The sequence below is a fragment of the Tardiphaga sp. genome (genome assembly GCF_041424195.1).
GTDB lineage: Bacteria > Pseudomonadota > Alphaproteobacteria > Rhizobiales > Xanthobacteraceae > Tardiphaga.
This window is the reverse complement of record NZ_JBGMOE010000021.1, coordinates 1-2,494: the sequence shown is the minus strand read 5'-3', so window position 1 is coordinate 2,494 and position 2,494 is coordinate 1. Positions and strand designations below refer to the sequence as shown.

At 63.6% G+C, this 2,494-nt stretch carries 1 protein-coding gene and 1 pseudogene; both read left to right on the top strand.

The annotated features are described in order from the left end of the window. Positions 1-641: pseudogene (locus ACEK02_RS02685) on the top strand (methylase); the annotation flags it as partial. Positions 642-764: 123 nt separating this feature from the next. After that, the coding region (locus ACEK02_RS02680; protein WP_371420258.1) for a ParB/RepB/Spo0J family partition protein at positions 765-2,494 on the top strand (1,730 nt) is incomplete at its 3' end.

The following is a 2,494-nucleotide window of genomic DNA, read 5'->3' as shown; positions in this document are numbered from 1 at the left end:
TCAATCGCAAGTCCGGCAGGGCCGCGATCCGGTGCAGCACCTATTCGCTCACCGATGACGATGGTGAGATCGTTCGCCGCTACGAGCTGGTTCGGCCGACCCGTTCCGAGCGGATGCGGCAAGACTTGCTGCTCGAAACGATGTGGGAAGAGACCAGCGAGGCGGAATTTTCGGCGCTGTGGCAGGCCGAGGTGGAGGAGATGCGGAACAAGACCCGCACCAGCACGCTCTATTTGGTCGCGGGCCTGCTCCTGCCGGTCTGGGATCGCTTGCCCGACGATCACGTTCAGGTCTGGCGGCTGAACACCGATGACGGCCAGTCCTTCCTCGGCCGGATCGTCCCTGCACCGCTGGTGTCGAAGCTCGCGGATGCCTTCGGGATAAATGCCGCCATCACCGTGTCGGTCGACGATACCGCAAAGCATGTGATGACGACCGGCGAGATATCGTCCGTCGGAGCCTACCGGCTCAAGCGCAGCCTGGTCGCCGGCCAGCAGCGCCTCGAATTGCTCGATTGGCCGCACACGCGGCTTGCCGAACTCAAGGCGGCGGGCTGTTTTACCGACATCATCCAGCACAGGACGCGGATGTTCGTCCCCGTCGCGCATGCCGCCGCCGTCATCGAGCGCATCACCGCCTGACGATCCAGCTCCTCTCTCCGCGGTCAGCGCAGGAGAGGGGAGGGAGCCTTCGGCTTTGTGGGCCTGATGAGCAGGCTCGCGTGACCGCCGAGGCGGCGCGCCAGTTCCAGATGGAGACAACCGATGATCCAGTCCGTAAAGGTCAAGAACCTCTCGCTGTCCAAGGACAATGTCCGCAAATCCAGCCGTGAGGCCAGTATCGACGCCCTCGCAGCCAGCATTGCAACGCAAGGCTTGTTGCAGAACCTCATCGTTACCCCGCTCAAGAAGGCGGGCCATTTCACCGTCAAGGCGGGCGGGCGCCGGCTGCGCGCACTCCAGAGCCTGATCGAACAGGGCACTCTGCCCGTCGACCATGTCGTGCCCGTCCTCGTCCTTACCGACGACGACAACTCGGTCGAGGCGAGCCTCACCGAGAATTTTCAGCGCGTTCCGATGAACCCGGCGGATGAAAGCACCGCGTTCAACTTCCTCATCCAGAAGGGGATGACCGCCGAGGACGTTGCCAAGCGACAGGGCGTCACCACCCGCTTCGTCGAGCAGCGGGTGCGGCTTGCCGAGCTTGCACCAAGTGTGTTCCAGGCTCTCGCCGCCGGCGAAATCACCCTGGGGGTCGCTCAGGCCTATGCCGTGACGAGCGACATCGATCGTCAGGCTCGCGTGTTCGCACAGATGAGTACCTCCTATTATGGCGATCAGCCCGACAACATCCGGCGTGCGATCCTCAACGGGACGATCAAGGCGAACGATGCCAAGGCGCGGTTCATCGGTCGCGATGCCTATGTCGCCGCAGGCGGCCGCATCGAGGGTGATCTCTTTGCCGCCGAGGGGGACGAGAACTGGATCGACGTCGATCTTCTCGAAGATCTTGCCGGCAAAAAGCTGGAGGCGGCCGCCGCCGAACTCGCACAGGCCGAGGGCCTCGCCTTCGTAACGCCAATCGCGGCCACCCACGTTCCCTATGATCTCGAGCGTCAGCTTCACGAGTTTCACGCGCCCGCGCGGCCGCTCAGCGAAGCGGAAAGCGCGCGCGTCGAAGCGCTTTCGGCCGAGAATGACCAACTCGTCGAGCAGCTTGAGGGCGAACTGACGGACGGGACGCCGGAAGCCGAGGTCGCGAACGATCGTCTCGACGAGATCGAACGGGAGCTTGAAAGCATCGAGGAATCCCGTCGCGAGATCGATCCGGCGGTCCGGGCGCAGATCGGGACGTTTGTCTACATCGGTGGTGATGGCGAAGCCCGCGTTCACACCCGCATGTTCAGCGAGAAGCCCGTTGTCGATCCGAATGCTGCGCCCAAGGTGACGGGCGGTGCCAATGGTGACGACGGCGCCGGCGACATCGATCATGGACCCAAACTCAGCGCTACGCTGATTGACGAGCTGGCGACCCAGCGCCGGCAGATCCTCGTCGCTCACATCGCCAGTGATCCGGCGATGGCGCTGGACCTCACCATCTTCCTGATGGCGCAGAATGTCGTCTTCGAGCAGAACTACGTCCGCAACCACTCGACGCTCAAGTCCAGCGGCGCCCAATTCCCGATCTTCGGCTTCCGCGACGAAGGATCGATGGCGTCGCAGACCATCGAGGATCAGCGCCAGCGTCTCGATACGAGCTGGGCCGGTCACAAGACCATGACCGAACGTTTCGACGCCTTTCGCGCGCTCGACGACGAGGCCCGCGGCAGTTGGGTGGCCTTCTCGATCGCACGCACGCTGGAGCCGAGCCTGAACGTTCCCGAGGGCGGACGGTCCAATGGGTTCCATGACCATCTTGGTCGCGCGCTCGACATTCAGGTCGAGCATTGGTGGCGCCCCACGGCCGAGAACTTCTTCGGCCGTGTCAAAAAGGA